The 20,643-nt window shown below is 46.5% G+C and carries 17 protein-coding genes; 2 read left to right on the top strand and 15 right to left on the bottom strand.

The window, feature by feature from the left end; translation table 11 throughout:
* The first annotated feature begins 105 nt into the window (after nucleotides 1-105).
* Nucleotides 106-2,154, top strand: a complete 2,049-nt coding sequence (locus GN278_03965; GenBank protein XAT60043.1) for an NAD(P)-binding protein — start codon at nucleotides 106-108, stop codon at nucleotides 2,152-2,154.
* Nucleotides 2,155-2,165: 11 nt separating this feature from the next.
* On the opposite strand, the gene GN278_03960 is transcribed toward GN278_03965, so the two are convergent.
* The 7 genes from GN278_03960 to GN278_03930 form a co-directional block, all read right to left on the bottom strand.
* On the bottom strand, nucleotides 2,166-3,554 hold the full coding sequence (locus GN278_03960) for an aminotransferase (protein ID XAT60042.1): 1,389 nt from the start codon (nucleotides 3,552-3,554) through the stop codon (nucleotides 2,166-2,168).
* Between the two features lie 178 nt (nucleotides 3,555-3,732).
* Nucleotides 3,733-5,010, bottom strand: coding sequence for a hypothetical protein (locus tag GN278_03955; GenBank protein ID XAT60041.1), 1,278 nt, complete (start codon nucleotides 5,008-5,010; stop codon nucleotides 3,733-3,735).
* The gene (locus GN278_03950) at nucleotides 4,994-5,881 is read right to left on the bottom strand and encodes an outer membrane lipoprotein-sorting protein (protein ID XAT60040.1); all 888 of its coding nucleotides are present in this window, start codon (nucleotides 5,879-5,881) and stop codon (nucleotides 4,994-4,996) included. Before GN278_03950 ends, GN278_03955 begins: the two co-directional genes overlap by 17 nt.
* Nucleotides 5,878-8,541, bottom strand: coding sequence for an MMPL family transporter (locus tag GN278_03945; GenBank protein XAT60039.1), 2,664 nt, complete (start codon nucleotides 8,539-8,541; stop codon nucleotides 5,878-5,880). The genes GN278_03950 and GN278_03945 overlap by 4 nt, the downstream gene beginning before the upstream one ends.
* Nucleotides 8,542-8,749: 208 nt before the next feature.
* Nucleotides 8,750-9,541, bottom strand: a complete 792-nt coding sequence (locus tag GN278_03940) for a hypothetical protein (protein XAT62533.1) — start codon at nucleotides 9,539-9,541, stop codon at nucleotides 8,750-8,752.
* Nucleotides 9,542-9,543: 2 nt separating this feature from the next.
* A complete protein-coding gene (locus GN278_03935) occupies nucleotides 9,544-10,296 on the bottom strand; it encodes an ATP-binding cassette domain-containing protein (GenBank protein ID XAT60038.1) in 753 nt (250 codons plus the stop codon).
* Complete coding sequence (locus GN278_03930) at nucleotides 10,293-10,820, bottom strand: transcriptional repressor (GenBank protein ID XAT60037.1); 528 nt, start codon at nucleotides 10,818-10,820, stop codon at nucleotides 10,293-10,295. Before GN278_03930 ends, GN278_03935 begins: the two co-directional genes overlap by 4 nt.
* Nucleotides 10,821-10,865: 45 nt before the next feature.
* Here GN278_03930 and GN278_03925 point away from each other — a divergent pair, with 45 nt between their 5' ends.
* Complete coding sequence (locus GN278_03925; protein XAT60036.1) at nucleotides 10,866-12,086, top strand: zinc ABC transporter solute-binding protein; 1,221 nt, start codon at nucleotides 10,866-10,868, stop codon at nucleotides 12,084-12,086.
* Nucleotides 12,087-12,301: 215 nt separating this feature from the next.
* Here GN278_03925 and phoB read toward each other — a convergent pair whose 3' ends face one another.
* The 8 genes from phoB to GN278_03885 all read right to left on the bottom strand — a co-directional run bounded on the left by phoB (nucleotide 12,302) and on the right by GN278_03885 (nucleotide 20,099).
* Nucleotides 12,302-12,994, bottom strand: coding sequence for a phosphate regulon transcriptional regulatory protein PhoB (phoB, locus tag GN278_03920; protein ID XAT60035.1), 693 nt, complete (start codon nucleotides 12,992-12,994; stop codon nucleotides 12,302-12,304).
* Nucleotides 12,991-13,722, bottom strand: coding sequence for a phosphate signaling complex protein PhoU (gene phoU, locus GN278_03915; protein XAT60034.1), 732 nt, complete (start codon nucleotides 13,720-13,722; stop codon nucleotides 12,991-12,993). The genes phoB and phoU overlap by 4 nt, the downstream gene beginning before the upstream one ends.
* 11 nt (nucleotides 13,723-13,733) lie before the next feature.
* Complete coding sequence (locus GN278_03910) at nucleotides 13,734-14,519, bottom strand: phosphate ABC transporter ATP-binding protein (protein ID XAT60033.1); 786 nt, start codon at nucleotides 14,517-14,519, stop codon at nucleotides 13,734-13,736.
* 4 nt (nucleotides 14,520-14,523) lie between these two features.
* A complete protein-coding gene (gene pstA, locus GN278_03905; protein ID XAT60032.1) occupies nucleotides 14,524-15,870 on the bottom strand; it encodes a phosphate ABC transporter permease PstA in 1,347 nt (448 codons plus the stop codon).
* Complete coding sequence (gene pstC, locus GN278_03900; protein ID XAT60031.1) at nucleotides 15,821-17,275, bottom strand: phosphate ABC transporter permease subunit PstC; 1,455 nt, start codon at nucleotides 17,273-17,275, stop codon at nucleotides 15,821-15,823. Before pstC ends, pstA begins: the two co-directional genes overlap by 50 nt.
* A 67-nt stretch (nucleotides 17,276-17,342) precedes the next feature.
* Nucleotides 17,343-18,359 carry a phosphonate ABC transporter substrate-binding protein gene (locus tag GN278_03895; protein XAT60030.1) on the bottom strand — a complete coding sequence of 339 codons (1,017 nt, stop codon included), beginning with the start codon at nucleotides 18,357-18,359 and terminating at the stop codon, nucleotides 17,343-17,345.
* Between the two features lie 171 nt (nucleotides 18,360-18,530).
* Nucleotides 18,531-19,562, bottom strand: a complete 1,032-nt coding sequence (locus GN278_03890; protein ID XAT60029.1) for a two-component sensor histidine kinase — start codon at nucleotides 19,560-19,562, stop codon at nucleotides 18,531-18,533.
* Nucleotides 19,563-19,640: 78 nt separating this feature from the next.
* Nucleotides 19,641-20,099, bottom strand: a complete 459-nt coding sequence (locus GN278_03885) for a tRNA (uridine(34)/cytosine(34)/5-carboxymethylaminomethyluridine(34)-2'-O)-methyltransferase TrmL (GenBank protein ID XAT60028.1) — start codon at nucleotides 20,097-20,099, stop codon at nucleotides 19,641-19,643.
* Between the last annotated feature and the right edge of the window lie 544 nt (nucleotides 20,100-20,643).

The following is a 20,643-nucleotide window of genomic DNA, read 5'->3' as shown; positions in this document are numbered from 1 at the left end:
TGATACCAGTGCGTACAAGCCCCAATTCGACACCCCATAAAATAACTTGACACTTGGCATCAGAGCGACCCCAAATACTTGACAATACTCATTAAGGTTTCACAGATGCGCGATCCGAGACATGATATTCTCTTCGAACCTATCCAGCTTGGACCGGTAACTGCGAAAAATCGTTTTTATCAGGTGCCCCATTGCACTGGGATGGGGTGGCGCCGGCCAAAAACTTTGGCCGCAATGCGAGAGGTGAAGGCCGAAGGCGGTTGGGGGGTTGTAAACACCGAGTACTGCTCAATTCATCCAACCTCAGACAATGACGCCTTTCCCTTTTGCGCCCTATGGGATCAAGAAGACATTGCTGCACACCACCTTATGACGTCAGCGGTTCATAACCATGGGGCGCTCGCGGGTGTCGAGTTATGGATCGGCGGCGGGATGGTCGTTAATTTAGGAACTCGGATTCCTGCGCTGGGGCTGCGCAACCGGCCACAAACTGATTTCACCGTTCTCAACCCGGGCCAGAACCGACAGATTGACAAACAAGATATCCGCAATATCCGTGAGTGGCACCGAAATGCAGCAAAACGGGCTTTAGAGGCCGAGTTTGATATCGTTTACGTCTATGCAACCCATGGGTATCTTTTGTCTGAATTTTTAAATCCTGAAACAAACACCCGCAGTGATGAATATGGTGGATCACTGGAAAATAGGGTCCGTTTAATCCGGGAGCTGATTGAGGAAACCAAAGAGATCGTTGATGGCAAAGCTGCGGTCGCAACGCGCTTTAGTGTTGGATTAGAGGATGCAGAAAGTTATGATGCTTTTGGCCTTTTATCTGATTTGCCAGATGTATGGGACCTGACAGTTCCAGACTATAACGTTGAGATGGGAAATTCCCGTTTTATAAAGGAAGCCGCCCTTACAAACAGCGTTGAAAAAGCCAGAGCAATGACCAGTAAACCCGTGGTTGCAGTGGGCCGGTTCACATCACCAGACACCATGGCGCGGCTGCTGAAAGAGGGCGTTCAGGATATGATCGGTGCGGCAAGACCTTCTATAGCCGATCCCTTTATTCCAAATAAAATTGATGCGGGCCAGATTGAGGATATTCGCGAGTGTATTGGCTGTAATGTCTGTTATGCACATGACTCGCTCGGCGTGCCTATTCGCTGTACGCAAAATCCTACCATGGGCGAAGAATGGCGTCTTGGCTGGCACCCAGAAAAGGTCAAACGGACGCCAAAGGCAGAAAAGGTACTGGTGGTTGGCGCGGGGCCCGCCGGACTTGAAGCAACACGCGTTCTGGGCCAAATGGGACATAGCGTGCTGCTGGCAGAGGCCGATCGCACTCTAGGCGGGCGGGTCACAAAAGAGGCTAAATTGCCCGGTCTTGCAGAATGGGCAAGAGTGCGGGATTGGCGGCTGACCCAAATTGATAAGCTCACCACAGTAGAGGTTTTTCCACAAAGCCCTATGACCGCTGACAGCGTTCTAGAACTTGGTGTTTCGCATGTGCTTATCGCAACAGGGGCAAAATGGGCCAAGGACGCGGTGGGCCGTCATAGCGATATCGGCTTTACCCAAACTGATCCCACAATGATAGTGACGGGCGATAAAATCCTAGATGGCTCGAAGATCAACGGCAAAAAAATAGTGATCTATGATGATGACCATTATTATTTTGGTTCGGTCTGCGCGCTTGAGCTGCGCAAAAGGGGACATGAGGTGGTTCTGATTACACCAGCTGGCCGTGTATGCGGTTGGGGGGCGTACACGGATGAGCAAGAGGCATCAACCCATGCTTTGATTAAGGCAGGTGTTGAAATTATCACCAATAAAACCATCGACACGGTGGCATCCGGCCGCGCAGAACTCTCTTGTGTTTTTTCCAACAACCCCAGCACAATTGCCTGCGATGCCGTAGTTCCATTAACCCGAAAAATTCCTGTAACGGAGCTTTATGATGATTTGATTTATAACAAAAATAGATACACCGGGGCTGGCATTCAATCTATAACCCGTATCGGAGACGCCGAAGCACCATCCATCATTGCTGCGGCCATTCATAGCGGATACCGGGCAGCTATTGATCTTGGCCAAGACATTGATCTTGCGCAACGCTATGGCCGGCGGGAACATTCGGCAACGACCTGCTAGGCGTTGATTAATTACATATCGCTGGCAACTTTTTTCAATGCCTTGTCCAAAATATCAAACATGATGTCGATCTCATCTCGGGTGATAATCAGCGGCGGTGAAAATACAGCCATGTTAATCAATGGGCGGACAAGAAGCCCCATTTCTTCACAGGCCGCATCCAGCAATGCGCCAAGCTTTCGCTCATCATCTAACGTTGAGCCGTCTTTATCCGGCGCTCCCTCGATGCAGCCCAAAAGCCCCATACCCCGCACATTTCCAACAATGGGATGCGATGATAGTGCTGCAAGCCTTTCTTGAAAATAGGGTGTAATCTGACGCACGTGCTCAAGCAGGCCTTCGGACTCAAATATTTCGATGTTCTTTAGCGCCGCAACACAACAAACGGGATGCGCTGAATAGGTATAGCCAGCCGAAAATAAAACCGGATCATTTGGGCTTTGCATCTGGTTCATAATACGGTCGGAAATGATACAGGCGCCAAGCGGTAAATAGCCAGAAGTCAAACCTTTTGCACAGGTGATGATATCGGGCTCTATGCCAAAAACATCCTTTGATGCGAACCAATGCCCAAGGCGGCCAAAAGCAGTTACAACCTCATCCGAGATATAGAGTATGTCATGCTTTCGGCAGAGCTCTAAAGTGCGTTTATGATAGCCTTCTGGCGGCACAATTACACCACCAGAGCATAAGATCGGTTCGGCAATGAAAGCGCCTATTTTATCTGCGCCAATTTCTGCAATAGCCTGTTCAAGATCTAAAACCTTGGCATCGCACCAGTTGGCTTCACTCATGCCAGCAGGCCTACGGTAAGGATTAACGTCGGGCAGGAAATGCACCAGCCGCTGTTCAATATCAAAGCGCGATTTATCCCGTTCTTTACCGGTTACCGTAGACGCAAGATAGGTAGATCCATGGTATCCTTTTTCGCGCGCAAGAACGATTTTCTTTTCCGGGCGTCCCAAACGGTTGTTTAGGAAATGAACCGTTCGTAGTGCGGTATCAACGGCCGTTGATCCCCCAGTCGTAAAGAACACGTTGTTCAAATCACCCGGCGCCATTGTGGCAATTTTCTTTGCAAGAAGAGCCGAGGGTTCAGTTGTTGATGTCCAAGGCGAGGTATAGGGAAGTTTCATCACCTGCTGAGCTATAGCGTCGGCCATTTCCTTACGCCCGTATCCGATTTGCACGCACCACATTCCACCAGGCCCGTCAATAAATCGCTTACCGTTCTCATCCCAAAGATATATGCCGCTTGAGTTTTGAACCAGCATATGGTCATAGCCACGCCATTCATGCATTGCTGCCCATGGGTGAAGTTGGTGGTTTCTATCCCACTCATGCACCATGTCCGCCGAGGGCTCATTTGCTCTTTGATCAATCAAACGATTGGCTTCCATCTCTGTCTGCTCCAGTTTTTTACAAACAAAGCATATGGGAAAGCCATTCAAAAGGTAAAGCTATTTTACCCCATCTAGGATTTTGATATTCAAATTACTTAAAACAGATGTATTGCGCTGACTTTTTCCATTTTTTGCAGAAGTATCCGATAAAAAGGGGACTTTCTCTGGCTCAAATTTAAAAACTTCTCTGAACAGAAAAAGAAACCCCGTTCGCACCGTCGTATGCGTAAAACAGGCTTTCTGAATTCGCCTGAATCCAATAGGCGCTAGCCAAGAGCTTAAGTTCTTCAAGGCCTTTATACTCAACCGAAATCGCTTGATTGGAAAGCGAGGCATCTAGTGCGCCAGAAAACACTACCGCAGAGCTCCATGTATCATTAGATAAGTCTTTTGTAACATAAAGCTGATAACCTGCGTTTGTTTCTTTATCTTCAAAACCACCGGGAAAGTAATATTTTTCTTCTTGGTTCAGCCAAAATTGGCCATAGGCAGCCATATTTACTTGCGTTGTAGAGTTTAGGGCATATTCAAAACCAACCCCAATGTCTAACCGGTCATGCGCCGATAAACCGGTTAAGTCAGAGCGTTCTTGACCCGATTTATAGGCAAGATCAAACTCCCACAGTACTCCGCTGCGAGCATAGTTATAACTAAGCCCCACAAGGTTATAGGGCTGCGCCGAGCTTGTTCCAGCGCCCAAATCTATGGCGGCCGATTGCGGCAGCAATTGCGCGGCATAAAGACTAAGCTGGCCATTTCCAGAGGGGCGTTGGTACTTAAGACCGAATTCGGCTTGGGTGTCATCACTTGCCAGAGAAATGATCTCAGAAGAGATGACAGGGTGCACAATTGAAAACCCGCTCAAAGTATCCTCGCCGATGAAATAATCTGCTCTAAGAGCCCATTGACCGGTATCGCTGTCGGCACTTGCACTGCCGTTAGACGCTGCAACAGGGTTAACAATATCTAAAATTGAAATCCCTTCTAATTCTCCCCAGCCAATGCGCATCTTGCCCAGCTTCCAGCTCACATCCTTATAAGAGTTTTGCAAAGTAAATTTAGTGAGGGTTGCTTCTAATGTGTTTGTTCCATTTTCATCTTGGGCAGCGAGTTGCGTTTTCCACTCGATATTTCCTAAGCTGCCCCAGTCTGCGGTATCTTCAAGATCAAACTCAAAACGCGATATGTCTGTTGTTGTTTGGGATGTGTATGATCTTGAAAAGTGATAGCGCGCCGTCAATGCTAAACTTGTCGTCGTTTCAGCTTCAAAACTTGCGTCATCAAATTCAAGATCTTCATCAAATTCATCAATTTCACTAAACGCATCAGCTTCATCAATTTCAAATACCAGCTCCGTTTCATCAAACTCAAAGTCTTGAGCAAAAACGGGGTTGGCAATTCCCGCCAAAAGTAAAAGCATCCTGACCCGCATCAATTTAATTGGCTTGCGCACGAAGGCTTTTCAAATGCTTTTCCCGAAAGGCGGTATCAGTGAGAGCCCTTTTGGTGAGTAAAGCAGGATTAATATCAACCCCAAAATCAATCGATAGTAGAGCCATGTTGGACAAGCGGCTTTCGACGAGGTTCATCAAGGTCACCGACCGAGCCAAGTAAATTCCATTAATTTTCTCTATTTTATTGGCAAATATACGGCGGGTTTCTCTCCCTTTTCGATCATAAAGAGCAGCTTTCAGCATCAAAAACCGTTCTTGATCAATCCACATAACCGATTTTGAATACCGGCTCTTCTGCGCGCGGTTTGCATTTGGAACCTGTTCGATAACATAGGCTTTTCGCCCCTTATAATTGACCGTATCCAGCAGCGTGTATTCATATTCATCGATTTTGCCAGTTTCCTGATCTTCTGTGGTAAATTCTGACCCAAACAAGGAAACAGGTTCACTGTCATCATCAGAATTTGAGGCCACCATGCGCTTTACCTTGCCTAGCGCAGAAAGGTAAAGCCAGGTTTCATTATCCTTGTTCGGATCGTCATAGGTATGGCTAAGCATACCGACACCGCGCTCAGATTTAGGCTCGCGGACAAACAAGATAGACTGGATATCCTTACCGTTCTGACCCACGGTAATGGACGCACTTTCCAATTTTTTAACCACCGGCTTTTTGGTACATTTTACCTTTGAGCCTTTGAGCCCATATTTACAGGTGGAAATTCTAAGGATGGTAAAAGAGGAATCATTTTGCTGACGCGTCCTTTCGTCCACCATGATCATGATGTCTTTTGCCGACTGCGCCTGCGCAGCCGCCATGGACATAAGCGCAATGAAAAGGCCAAGGGCGATATTCTTTAAAAATGACATCATGAAGAAGCTCCTGCAACCGGGGTGGTGTCCGTTATTGCATCCTTAACCCCGAATTTCGGTTTGAAAACATAAATCAGCGCTGGCAAAAACAGAAGGTCGCAAAGCAACGCCACAAAGATTGCAAGGGCACCAAAAAACCCAACTTTTGCAAGGCCCAAATAATCGGAAAACGTTAGCATGAAAAAACAAATACCGAGCACCAAAGTTGTGAATGTTACAGCCTGTCCCACTTGAAGCACCGCTTCCTTTATCGCGCGCGAAAGATCGCCATGTTTGGCCAGAGCCATACGGTAATGGGTGACAAAATGAATAGTGTCATCCACTGCTATACCGATGATGAGGGGGGCAATCATAAGCGTATCCGTATCAAGGGGAATGCCAAATAACCCCATTAATCCAAAGGCAAACACTGAGGGCAGCATATTGGGAATAATCGCCAGCATACCGCCGTAGAATGAACCAAGCGCAAGCATTAAAAAGGCAGAAATAATCACAATGGCAATGGTCAACGACTTCACTTGAAGGTTTGATATGACATCAGCCAGTTGCATCAAAAGCGCCACGCTTCCTGTGACGGTAATTTTTTGCTGTTCATACTTTGTGCTGAGCTTAGAAAATGCAGCATCTATATCCTGCTGCATGCGCTCCAATAATTCCGCATATTCAACCGAGCCCGCATTTCGCATCTGAATAGATATATGGGACCTTGAATAATCATCCGATACCAGCGCTTGCCGATCTTCTGGCGCGCTGCTGTTAAACAGATACAATAGTTGGGATACCGCCTGTTGGTCATCCGGTATCGTATAGAAACTCTGATCTCCGTCCTGCATGGTTTTATGCATCGACTTTACCAAATCCGCGATGGAATTGGTACGAGTCACAAGGTGGCTATATTTGTTTTCAATCTCTTCTTGCAACCGATCAATCGTCTGCAACACCGTCGGGTCACTCAGTGCATCTGCTTCATGGAAGTCCATCATGATTTCCATTGATGAGGTGCCTGCCATATGGGTGTCTACAATTTCATAGGTAATCCGCAACGGCGTCCCTTCCCGAAAGAGATCGACAAGGTTGGAGTCAATTTTTACCTTGCTGGCCCCATAAAGGCATATCCCGAAAATAAGGGTAAATACGATGATAATCAGGCCTCTAAACTGAAAGGAAAATTTGGGGATACGGGCCAAGAGTGGCGGTAGCCATGCCGCCGTAAACAACCAGATCAAGCCAATTTTTCCGAACACAGTAAAAAGCAATCGAACCGGTAAGGTCGCGAGATGCCAGATTTTTCCCACCAATGATGTGGGGGCAGCGGTTTCTTTACCTGGGTTTGGGTGCCAAAGCTCCAAAAGAGATGGAAGCACCACTACGGTGAAAACAAAGGCAGAAAATACCCCAGCAGCAGAAGATATTCCAAACACCATAAATTGGCCAATTCCACTAAATGCAATGGCGGCCATCCCTGCCATTGTGGTTAAAGTGGTCAATAAAATGGGAACGCCAGTTTTCTCATAAGACTTACTTATGGCGTCCTCATGGTTCATTTCTGCACGCCGATAATATAGATATTCGCTCATGACGTGCACACAATCGGCCACTCCAACAGCCAGAACCAGCATCGCAGATAAAGCCAATAACTGTGAGGTTGGTATGCCCAACCAGGTCATGCAACCGACCACCCAAACCATGCTCGCAACAATACATAAGACAGGCCAAATCACCGCGGCCGCAGTCTGAAATAAAGTCCACAAAAGAACCACAAGTAAAACAACGCCAATCCCAAGCAAAACACCTGACTGGATCATGATGTCCATAGAACTTTCCATCATCCCAGCCATTCCTATTGGGTAGAACTCGAATTGGTCTGCAAACTGGTCTTGATTGTAAATTGCCTTCAACGCAGTGATAAAGGCGAGATAGGTTTGCGGTTGCACCTCAATAAATTCGACCTCTTGGACAATAGCCGTTTCGTCGACTTCCAGCGCAAAATCATCAAAGGCCAGTTCAAATTCATCTTCGGCCTCTGAATCAAAGTCGCCTTGTACTGTTGCAAGCACAGGCTCAGCTCCAAAATCTGTAGTAATCACCAAAGCGCCAAATTCTTGATTTTTCGAAAACATCTGCAACGCAATATTATCTTGGTCCAATGCGCGGGCGCGGGTTGCCTCGGCCACCTCTTTGCTAACTTCAATATCTTTGGGAAGTAGCCTTCGGGAAACCAACGCCTCTGGCGTATTTTCCTGATAGCGTAAATTCGCCAGGGATTGAACGCGCAGGATATGATCAAGGTCTTGCCAAACCTCTTGTTGCACGCCCAAGGCAGCGGGATCTAGATTATCCCAGTTGTCTATTTGGTCTGTTAAGCTGCGGAGCAAAGACAGTGAATTTTGGGAAAAAACATCTCCATCTTTTGCGCGATAAACCAAAAATAATCCATCATCAGAACCAAACTGGGCGCGAAAATCATCCAAAGCTTGCACTGCAATATTATCATCCGACAGCCAGGCATCAATACTTTGGTCCACCTCTAGGTGCCGAATGCCCGACCCCAAGCCAATGGTGCCAATTAGAGCAACGATCAAAATATAGTAGCGGTAGGGACGAGAAAAATTCGGCACTCTGGCAAACCATAAAGCCAAAGCATTGAGCAAACGGTTCATATGATTTCCTCTTTTTGGAAGACCATAATATACATTTCAAAGAAGGCAATAACCATAGATGGCATTCCCCAACGTTATGTATAACCGCAATAAGTCGTCCCATAATCCGCGTATTTTTTGTGGCGGTTTTGTGCACCTTATCTCTGGATCGAATAACTTTACTCGGATCTTAAAACTCGACTGGGCAGTAAAGATTAAAAAGCTGTTATCAACTTTTAATAGCTAGGCTTAAAAGGTTGGTTGCCGCGAAGCTAAGTGCTGATACGCATACAATAGATGGCCCAGCTGGCGTGTCCATGACATAAGCCAGACAAAGCCCGATAAGGACCGAGCCACTGCCGATCACTGCAGCTGTAACAGCCATCATTTCCGGCGTCCGTGAAATTGGGCGGGCCGCAGCAGCTGGAATGATTAACATTGCAGCAATCAGTAATGCGCCGACAACCTTGATGGCCAACGCCACTGTGATTGCAAGCGTAAGTGTTAGGATCAGTTGTTCGCGTTTGGGGTCAATCTTATTTGCGTGGGCCAACTCTTCACTGAGCGTAGAAATTAGCAGTGCTTTCCACCGGTAGGCGATAAGCCCAACAACTGCCAGTGCGCCGAGCCATATAACCGCAAGATCCGCCCGCGACACTGCCAGAATATCGCCGAACAAATATGCCATCAGATCGATCCTTACGCCCGAAATAAAGGAAACGGCCACTAACCCAAAGGCCAATGCACTGTAGGATAGGACGCCCAATAATATTTCCATTGCGTATTCTCGCCGAGACAGCAGCGTGACAGCGATCGCCATGACTAAAGCCACCGTCACAACACCCAAAAACACTGACAGCTCAAGAGCAAGAGACAAGGCAACGCCAAGAATGGACGCATGGGACGTTGCATCGCCAAAATAGACCATACGCCGCCAGACGACAAAGCTGCCCAACGGGGCAGCGGCAATGGCCACACCTACGCCCGCCAATATGGCTCGCACCATAAAATCATCAAGCAAGCTCATTTTTGCTCCAATATTTTGGAGTGATCATGGTCGCATTTTTCATCATGCACATGATCATGATGGTGCCGATATAACGCAAGTTGGCCGCCTGTCCCCGTTCCGAAAAGCGCGCGATACTCAGGGTCTGAGGTAACGATTTCAGGCGTGCCTTGGCAGCAGATATGTCCATTAAGGCAGATAACTCGATCTGACGCACTCATCACCACATGTAATTCGTGACTGATCATAACAACCGCGCAGTTGGTTTCTTTGCGAACTTTTTCTATTTGGCGATAAAAATCTGCCGAGCCAGGTTGATCGAGCCCTTGGGTTGCCTCATCCAGCAGCAAAAGGTTGGGCTGCGTTAACAACGCGCTTGCTAACATCACTCGTTGAAACTGCCCCCCGGATAAGTCAGACACCTGTTTTTGTGCAAGCTCCTGAATTCCAGCTTTTTCCAAAGCTTGTTGGCAAGATAGCGGAGAGCTATTTCTTTGAATGCGCAAAAAACGCTCTACTGTAATCGGTAAGGTGGTTCCGATGTGAAGCCTTTGAGGCACATATCCAATTTCCAAACCACTTTCGCGGATAATCTGTCCAGACATAGGATTTACTGACCCAATCAATGCGCGAAAAAGTGTGGTTTTCCCCGATCCGTTGGGTCCTACAATCGTTAGAATTTCCCCCTGATTTATGGTCAGAGAAACATCTTGCAAGACTACATTAGAGCCGTATGCAACACTTAGATTTTTTAATTCAATAAGGCTCACGCGCTTGCTTGCTCTGCACAAGAGCAGCAGATGCCTTCAACCTCTATAATGCTTTTTTCAATCGTAAATCCGACTTCATTTGCGGCCTTGCCGAGCACACTTCGTGCCGGACCAGACATTCCTTCAACCACCAAATCACAGGTACGGCAAATCATGAATGCTGGTGAATGGGCTGCACCCGGCTTGCTACATGCGACAAATGCATTCAGTTTTTCGATCTTATGGGCAAACCCGTTGTCAACGAGAAAATCAATTGCCCGATAGGCCACTGGGGGCTGAGATCCAAACCCTGCTGCGTGAAGACTTTCAAGCACATCATAGGCACCGAGTGCGCGATGCTCTTGCAACAGAATTTCTAATGCCTTTCTTCGAACAGAAGTGAAGCGCAGCCCCTTAGCAGCGCAGTGCTCGTCCGCGATACGCAGCGCAGTTTGCACGCATGCCGTATGGTCATGCGCCTCAAAACCAACTACACTAGATGATTTGTTGGTTCCCGCATCATTAGGTCTTGCCAAATCAACCAACCCTTACTAATAGATGTAATGTTATACAATCACATGAGTTTAAAAATGTCCAGAAAAACGTTTGCCCTTTCTTCAATTATTGCCCTCACAGCAGGGATAAGTTTAGCTGAAGCGCCCAAGGTGGCTGTTGATATTGCACCAGTACATTCCCTGGTGGCCCGCGTGATGGACGGGGTTGGCACACCTGATCTCATTATTCCTGCAGGAGCTAGCCCGCATGAATACAGTCTTCGTCCCTCACAGGCCGCATCTCTACAAAACGCTGACTTTGTGTTTTGGATAGGTGAAAGCCTAACGCCGTGGATGGAAAGCGCAATAGAGACATTGGCGAAAGATGCCGTTGTAACTGAGCTTTTTGAGGCAGAGGGCATCCTAAAATTACCTTTCCGGCAGGGAGCTTTGTTCGAGGAGCATGCCGACCACGATGACCACGAAGGACATGATGACCACGACGGACATGATGATCACGACGAACATGACGATCACGACGGACATGATGACCACGACGAACATGACGATCACGACGAACATGACGATCACGAAGGACATGATGATCACGACGAACATGACGATCACGACGGACATGATGACCACGAAGGACATGATGATCACGAAGGACATGATGATCACGACGAACATGACGATCACGAAGGACATGATGATCACGACGAACATGACGATCACGAAGGACATGATGACCACGACGGACATGATGACCACGAAGGACATGATGACCACGACGGACATGACCATGATGGAGATGATCCTCATGTATGGCTATCACCAGACAACGCAGCGGTATGGTTGAACACTATTGCGCAGGCGCTATCCAATGTAGATCCGGAAAATGCAGATCAATACAAATTGAATGCAGCCGAAGGGCAGAAAGAACTACGTGACCTCTCAACTGAAATTGATGAAATACTCTCCCCATTTAAAGGACGCAATTTCATTGTTTTTCATGATGCGTATCAGTATTTTGAAGAGTCCTTCAATTTTTATGCTGCTGGGGCAATATCGCTTTCAGATGCAAGAGATCCTAGCCCAGCGCGGGTTGCGGAGATTCAGAACCGGATCAACGAGCAAAGTATTGCATGCATTCTTTCAGAGCCACAATACAATCCAAACATCGTTGCTACCGTTGCGAACGGATCCAATGTAAAAATGGGCATCCTTGATCCACTAGGAGTGGGTCTAGAATTGGGTAAAACACACTACTTCCAAACGCTCCAGAACATTGCAACAGCTCTTTCAGGTTGTCTGTAGATATCTGATCAGCAATTAATGAGGAACCGCGCTCAAGTCTGACCGCGGTTCCTTCCACAGCTAAATTTCCCAAAACAAATAACTTAATAATCTGTGCAAAGTTAACATACACACAGTTTGACCCAAGTAGTAGCTCGTGGGAAAGTTATCGTTCGTGATCAATTACTTGGCTGATAAACTCTTACTTCCTTGGAAAGCAATTACTGAGAAACAAGTTACGACCCTAAAGCGTAACCTACTCCTCGCACTGTTCTCACCGGGTCTGTGCCGCCGTATTGACAAAGGGCTTTACGCAAGCGGCCAATATGCACATCCACTGTTCTCGTATCAACATAGATATCTCGACCCCAAACTCGATCTAAGAGTTGGTCACGGCTCCAAACTCGCCCAGGTTTTTCCATAAATGTGCTCAACAGGCGAAACTCAGTGGGCCCAAGCCTTATAGTTTTTTCGCCGCGAGACACTTTATGCGTTTCGGCATTCAAAATGATATCTTCATAGTTTAAGATCTGACCAACAGCGGCAGCGCGCATACGGCGTAATTGCGCACGTACACGCGCCAAAAGCTCCATAATTGAATAGGGTTTAGTCACATAATCGTCTGCCCCAATCTCAAGCCCCCGCACCCGATCAATTTCCTCTGATCTGGCTGACAGCATAATAATCGGAATAGAGCGGGTTTCAGGCCTTGTTTTCAGGCGGCGGCATACTTCAATGCCCGAAATATGCGGCATCATCCAATCTAGAACAATCAAATCTGGCATGTATTCATGGACCAAACTCAGGGCATCTTCACCATTATCTGCAGTGATCACATGAAAGCCTTCTGCCTTTAAATTATAGGCCAAGACCTCAACCTGTGCAGGCTCGTCTTCCACAATTAAAACAGTAGGCTGAGACATGTTTATGGCCCATTTTTTATATCTAAACTCATCTTCGCATCATGCGAAGTACGATCTTCTTTTTCCCGCGGCTCTGATGGACGTTCGCCAGTGGTCAAAAATACCACCTGTTCTGCAATAGATGTAACATGATCGCCCATACGTTCGATATTTTTTGCAATAAAATGTAAATGCATGCAGGCTGTAATATTGCGAGGGTCTTCCATCATAAATGTCAAAAACTGGCGGAATAGCCCATTGTACATTTGATCTACATCTTTGTCTTTGTTGATGACTTCTAGGGCCCGCTCAGGGTCTCTTTGAATATACGCATCCAAGGCGTCTTTCAACATTAGTTCAACTTCTTTGGCCAAGCGCCGCAGTGAGCTTGACGCGTTATCAATTTCGCGCATTTGAAGCAAAACACTGGTGCGTTTTGCCATGTTTTTAGAATAGTCGCCGATGCGCTCAAGGTTTGCGCTCACCTTTATCACAGACAATATTAAGCGCAGGTCAATTGCGGTTGGCGCTCTTAATGCCAATACACGTGCAGCATCGTCATTTATCAATGCCTCAAGCTCGTCGATATTTGCATCCCGCGCTCTTACCTTGTCTGCAAGCTCAACATCGCGGAGCAAAAACGAGTCAGCTGCATCTGAAATTGATGCTTCAACAAGCCCCCCCATTTTCATGATATAGGCTTGAATTCGTTCCAAATCATTGTCGAAGGATGTGACAATATGTTTATCTTGCATCAGCTTGCTCCCTAACCAATTCGTCCGGTGATATAGCTTTCGGTTCGCGAGTCCGAAGGTTTTGTGAAAATATCGCCTGTGTCATTATATTCGACTAAATTCCCAAGATGGAAAAAGGCTGTCTTTTGGCTAATCCGGGCGGCTTGTTGCATTGAATGCGTTACAATAACGACCGAATAGCTTTGCTTTAATTCATTAATGAGTTCTTCAATTTGTGCTGTCGCAATTGGATCGAGCGCCGAGCATGGCTCATCCATCAATAGAACTTCAGGCTCTGTTGCAATGGCCCGGGCGATGCAAAGACGTTGCTGTTGCCCTCCAGACAGGCCTGTGCCCGTCTCGTGCAACCGATCTTTCACTTCATCCCAAAGCGCGCCGCGCCGCAGGGCCTTTTCAACAATGTCGTCCAGATCAGCTTTGTTTTTTGACAATCCATGGATCTTAGGGCCATAGGCAACATTGTCGTATATGGACTTGGGAAATGGATTTGGTTTTTGGAAAACCATTCCGATACTTGCACGGAGGGTTACGGGGTCATGGGTGCTAATTTCCTGCCCATCATAAACCAAACTTCCTGAAACACGGCAATTTGCAATTGTGTCATTCATCCGATTAAAGCAACGCAGAAACGTTGATTTTCCACATCCAGACGGACCAATAAAAGCTGTAACAGTTTTATCCATCACATCCAAAGAGACATCTCGTAAGGCTTCTTTATCGCCGTAAACCACCTTAACATCGCGGGCGATTATTTTCGGCTTTTCTTCGATCATATTGTCCACTGTCGTATCCAGCATATTTCTACCATCGCCTTTCAAAGCGTTTTCTCAATACAATCGCCAAGAGGTTCATGGTAATCATGAAACACAAAAGCACAATGATTGCCCCCGACGCGCGTTCTACAAAAGCCGGGTCGCCGCGCACTGTCCAGTTAAACACCTGAACAGGCAGCGCAGTGGCAGGCTCGAAAATACCTTCTGGCGATAAAGCCGGGTATTCTCGGACAAAAGCCACCATCCCAATGAGCAATAACGGGGCTGTTTCACCCAAGGCTTGAGCCAATCCGATAATCGTCCCGGTTAAAATACCTGGGGCCGCAGAAGGCAAAACATGATGAAAGACGGCCTGAACTTTGGATGCACCAAGGCCCAAAGCCGCTGCCTTTATGGACGGGGGGACGGCCTTTATGGACGCTCGCGCGGCAATGATCACCGTTGGCAAGGTCATCAGTGTCAAGCATAACCCCCCCACGATGGGGGCTGACTGCGGTAGGTCCATGAAATTAATAAACAGTGACAGCCCCAAAATACCGAATACAATTGAAGGCACCGCCGCAAGATTTGAAATGTTTATTTCAATCAAATCCGTAAACCAGTTTTTCGGAGCGAACTCTTCCAAGAATACGGCGGTGCAAACTGAGAGCGGAACTGCCAGCACCAAAACAATCAAAATCATGTAAAATGAGCCTAAAAGAGCGACACCTAAACCGGCCGCTTCGGGCCGTAAATCGGATGCATCAGGCCAATAGAAAAACCGCCCATTAAAGCGGGTCTCCAAAATATCCATACGTTTCATTTGATCCGCCAGATCCAACTGTTTGGGAGAGACCATCACATCAAGTTTGGCGCTTTTTTTACTAACCCGTCCTTTGTAATATCCGTCAATTCTTCCGTTTGCGAGCAGTACCATTTCGAATTCACGATCTAGCAAAGACGGATCTTCCAAAACGGCATATCTGACTTGCGCTGGCGCCTCTTTGGATATCATATTTTTCAGCTCTTTTTTGCTAAGTTGGTCAAATTCGAGACCGGCCCTAGTCAGGTTGAGCTTTAATTGCTCGGTAATGACCTTGGCATATCCAATTGTGGACACTTTTTTCATTTCTTGCGGATTTCTATTTCCGGACTTATCAAGTTTGTCAGCTGGCAGATCGAAAGTTAGTTTTATAAACGTTTGCTGAAACGCCGGCAGACCTGCGCTGAGAACCGAAGCAAACAGCATCACAAGGCACAACAAACCGATGGAAATTGCAGCCAAGCCGGCGAATTGAAACCGTTTCTCTTTAGATTGTCTGGCTTTTAAACTCATACTGAAATCCCTATTCGTATTCTTCGCGATACTTGCGCACAATATAAAGAGCCAGAACATTTAGGCACAAAGTGATTACAAATAGCGATAGACCCAGAGCAAAAGCGACCAATGTTTCGGGGGATTCAAACTCTGTATCGCCGGTGAGTTGGTTCACTATTTTTGCGGTTATTGTGGCCATTCCTTCTAACGGATTAAGGCTTAGCTTCGCAGCTGCCCCTGCCCCCAACACGACAATCATAGTTTCGCCAATTGCCCTACTGGCAGCCAAGAGAACAGCGCCAATAATTCCCGGTAATGCCGCGGGAATGATCACGTTCTTTACAGTTTCAGACTGGGTTGCTCCCAACCCGTATGAGCCGTCTCGAAGTGTTTGTGGAACCGCATTAATAATATCGTCTGATAAGGATGACACAAATGGGATCAACATGATGCCCATCACAAGCCCTGCAGCGAGTACAGAATCGGAATTTGATCCAAGACCCAAGGGCTGGGTAAAAGAGTCGCGCAGTAGCGGGCCCACAGTTAACAGGGCAAACAAGCCATACACAATTGTCGGAATGCCTGCCAACAATTCCAGCACTGGCTTTGCAAGCGAGCGAAACCTATCCGAGGCGTATTCAGATAGATAAATGGCTGAATACAGCCCGATTGGCACCGAAAATGCCAAGGCAATAAACGAGATATAGAGTGTACCCCATAAAAGCGGAAGAATGCCCAAGTCCGATCCATAGCCTTCTACTTCCCCTGATGTGAACTGAGGATTCCAAACAGTTCCAAATAGAAAATCAATAATTGAATGCATCATGGCGAAGTTTACGGTCTCAGACAAAAGCGAGATCACGATGCCAACGGTCGTCAAAACTGCAATTAATGAAGACAACGCAAGCAATGAGACAATTACAAACTCGACTTTCTCACGGGCATTATAACTTACACTCACTGTATTAATTGATCTTTGGGCCAGTATCAGAGCAAATATAACCCCCAGTACAATAGTCGCTGTTAAAGCCAATATTTTAGTTTTTATTGCACCGACAACTAAATCGAGATGCTCAATTGTAGTATCTGACTGAACGAGTACAATTGTCGTTTCAATTCCGCTCACAAAATATGAAATGATAATAATAAAAGAGCTCAGAAAGCGGGTTTGAGAAATCTCATTAAGGAATAGCCCAATGGATGCGGTGACATTTTCCTTTACCAGTAAATACTCCGCGTGCGATGCAAATTCCAACGCCGAAGACGACCTTATTCCGCTGTTTATAAAATATATACCAGCATAATGGATCAACACTCCAAGAACTAAAGTTGGGATGGAAACACTTAAAAATCCGTACCACCCCCAATGGGTGTTTGAAGCAACTAGAAGCGCGTGTTTTTCCCTAAGTCGGGATGCCTTTTCTCTGCAGACAAAAAACGCAAAGACTGAAACGATAAGATTAAAGACAATTAAAGAATTCATAGTTTGCCCTTAAGTAAAAGCAGCGCCCGAGGTACAAGCGCTCCCTGATTTTGTCTATTTTTGGCGATCAATCCAAAGGCCCCATTGGAACTCGGTTTGCAACCATGTCCTGAGTTGCAGCAAGTTCCGGATCAGAGACCAAACCATATTCAGACAAAGGTCCGTCTTGGCCAGCAATATCGTCGCTTACAAAAAACTCGATATATTCTTGCAGGCCCGGGATCACGTCCAAATGTGCGTTCTTTACATAGAAGTACAGCGGACGAGAAACCGGATAAACACCTGAGGCAATGGTTTCAGTTGATGCTACGATACTGTTGATTTTGGCAGCGTAGATTGTGCCAGTGTTGTTTAGCAAAAAGCTTAACCCGAATACGCCGATACCATTTGGATTTGAAGCCAAGCGGGCCAAAGTTTCGGTATAATCACCGTCAATATCAACCGAGCGGCCATCGGTACGCACTTTATAGCACTCTTTCTGCGCTTTTTTCTTATCGCCGCCATTTTGATCGAAGAAGAGATCATATGAGCCCGCAGCTTTACACCCCTCAAGCATCACTTTTTTCTCAAAAACTTCGCGTGTACCGTGCTTGGTTCCAGGAATGAACAACATGATTTCACGATCTGGCATATTTGGATCGACGTCTTTCCAGTTTGTCGCACTCGACTTGTCACTTGCAGCCAAATAGATGTGCATTGGCGTCAAATCTTCGAAACCTTTGGTTTCAAGGCGACTGGCAAAAACGATCCCGTCGTAGCCAATACGCACTTCCATGATTTCTGTTACGCCATTGGCAGCACAGTTATCAATATCACTTTGTTTGATACGGCTAGATGAGTTTGCGATATCTGTTGTGTTTGCGCCGACACCTTCACATAGTTTTTTACGGCCTGCACCTGATCCGCCAGACTCGATCAATGGTGTCGGGAAATCAAAGTTTTCGCCAAAAGCTTCGGCAACGATAGTCGCATAAGGTAGCACTGTTGATGACCCGGCAGCATGTACATTATCACGGGCCGAAGCAAAACCTGTTGAAACGGCAACAGCTGCAACAGCGCCAATAGAGTATTTTACAAAAGACATAGGATGACTCCAAATTAGGTTATCACGACCGCCCGACGGCCGTCGAGCTAACGACTCGCTGTCTATTGTGAACTTGCAATGCTTTTGCGACAGTTTTGTAACAGATTTATGACATCCAACCCTGGGATGAAAAATTTCTGCGTCATCCTAAAACTGATCAGCAGGCCTTTTTTAAGCGCTGGGCAAAATTACAGAAAACTGGCTGCCTTGTCCCAAAGAACTGTCAATTTCTAAACGGCCACGATGGCGATTAAGAATGTGTTTAACAATCGCCAGACCTAGGCCTGTGCCGCCCAGTTCACGAGATCTGTGATTATCAATTCTATAAAATCGCTCTGTTAATCTGGGAAGGTGAATAGGGTCTATTCCTGGTCCATTATCAGTAATTGTAATCGTAACCGCAGTTTCCCCCAACCTTTGGTCGTACTCGGGCGCGCCAAGCTCAATACCAACTTGAGCGCTTTTTCCAGAATACTTGATCGCATTTTCAATAAGATTTGTGAAAACTTGTTGTAATTGATCTTTATCTGCAAAAATTTCTATGGGGTCTTCTGGAACGTCAAAGTTCACCTGTGCGTTATGGTCTTGGGCCAGCGGCGCAAGCGCGTTTAAGGCCGCCTGAATAAGATCTTTAACCTCAAGTGATGTGGTCGGGCGCATGCGCTCATCGGCTTCAACACGTGACAAGGATAAAAGGTCGCCAACCAGCCGATTCATGCGCTGTGTTTCCAAGGTCATAATGGTTAAAAACCGCTCGCGCGCTTGCGCGTCATCGCGCGCAGTGGTTTGCAAGGTCTCGATAAAGCCCATCATTGCGGTCAGGGGAGTTTTCAACTCATGGCTTACATTTGCCACAAAGTCCCGCCGCATTTGAACAACCTGTTCAATATCTGTTTGATCTTCAAAACAAACGATGACGTAGTTATCCAAAATGGCATAACATGTTACGTTAAAGGCAGTGTCGCGACCGCTTTCACTGCTTAAGAAGCGGCTATTTCGTATCGCTCTGTCTTGAATTGTTGCTTCCACCGCCTCAAGGATAGCAGGCTGCCGCAGCACGCTGATGTAATGGCGGTTGATAAGTCCCTCACCTAATAGGTTTATCGCCACTGGGTTCATCGCCACAACCCTTTCGGATGCATCGATGGCAATGGCTGCAATAGGTAGGCCTGCTAGATAGGGCGCAGCATCAGTCACTGACATATTTAATTTATCCATCATCGCACGGGTTTATATACTATTTATATGTCAGTTCTATGTCGCAAAGACTGAAACCGCAAATTAGCCCCCCAGTTGCGTGCGCAAAGCTTGGTAAGCAACAGCTGTTGCGACATTTGCGAGGTTGAGTGACTTTACCACTGGATTTCGCATGGGCAATTTGAATACGCGGTCTTCCATCCCATTTAAAATTTCTTTTGGCAGTCCTTTGGACTCGCAGCCAAAAACGAGATAAGAATCTTTCTTATATTCCGGGGCATAAAAACTTTGACCTCCGTCCTCTTCAAAAAAATACAAACGGTTAGTTGATGGTCTTTCGTGTTTCAGAAAGCTTTGCCAGTTCGAATACTCGAGAAGCTTCACGTGCTCCCAATATCGTGTGCCAGCCCTAGCAACTGTTTTCTCATCAATCGAAAACCCGTATGGCTTTATCAAAATAAGTTCAAGATCGAGCGCAACACAGGTTCGACCAATGGCACCGGTATTGAACGGAATCTCTGGTTCGACCAAAACTATCTTCATTCATCTCTCGTAAATAATTGTTGAGGCTTATGCACTTCGGCTCGCCAAGCTTTAGGCCCGGCTGCGGGCCTCGAAGATCGCATCTTTATCAGGCCAAGTAAATTTGCAACCCCTTATGAGCTCAAATTCTGCACCACGCCTAACAAGAGCCGCTATCTGAACCGAGAAGTTGGTAATCGTCGCCCTATACAGATTAAAACCAAATTAATCGACGTAAAAGTTTTGGGAAAAGTTAAATATTCACTACGGGGATCCGCTTGAAGGGCTTACCTTTCTAGAGAATCCTATTTGTTGACTGCGTCTAAAGTTTGGGCCTAACGGAAAGAGACAAAGGTTAAACAAGCGAGGGTTTCTGGTTCATCGAAGTTATTACTTACATCCAGTATCTCTATGTCCACAATTATCGAGAGAATAAACCAGTCTTTGCTCCAATCGCTTTTTATATGCTTTATGATTAAAAAAACACCATAAAGAACTTGAATGAGAGCATAAGTAATTAGAGTTCTGCAGACCCCTGTTTTTTTTGGGCAGATCAAAAGATTTT

The organism is Rhodobacteraceae bacterium Araon29 (assembly GCA_039640505.1).
Classification (GTDB): domain Bacteria; phylum Pseudomonadota; class Alphaproteobacteria; order Rhodobacterales; family Rhodobacteraceae; genus CABZJG01.
The sequence above is the reverse complement of the archived record's forward strand: the minus strand, read 5'-3'. Positions and strand labels throughout refer to the sequence as shown.